The sequence below is a fragment of the Ligilactobacillus equi DSM 15833 = JCM 10991 genome (genome assembly GCF_001435735.1).
In the GTDB taxonomy this organism is placed as follows: domain Bacteria; phylum Bacillota; class Bacilli; order Lactobacillales; family Lactobacillaceae; genus Ligilactobacillus; species Ligilactobacillus equi.
In genome coordinates this window covers 1-272 of sequence record NZ_AZFH01000089.1, presented here as the reverse complement: position 1 = coordinate 272, position 272 = coordinate 1, and the positions used below count along the sequence as shown (strand labels likewise).

Annotated in this window: 1 pseudogene; it reads right to left on the bottom strand. The window is 29.8% G+C overall.

The features are described 5' to 3' along the window. Nucleotides 1–224, bottom strand: a pseudogene (locus tag FC36_RS12490) (IS982 family transposase); the annotation flags it as partial. Nucleotides 225–272: the final 48 nt, after the last annotated feature.

Here is a 272-nt window from a genome sequence, read left to right as displayed (position 1 = left end):
AATAAGCGGTAAAAACTAATCCAAGATGATATACGGTACTGTACTTTAAGGCACATCATAGCCATGATTGAAGCATCAGAAATTTTAGTATGTTCGATATTCCTTCTATTTTGGTACTTAAGAGGTACATACTTTTTAATTAATTTATCGAAAAGTAGCCGGTATTGGGAAAATAACTCTTGAAAAGTTTGAACATTACTATTAATCTTGAAGTAGCTTAACATGGTTTGACTCCTTTTTTGGTTTTTAGTTTTTTTATTTAGAGTTTAACC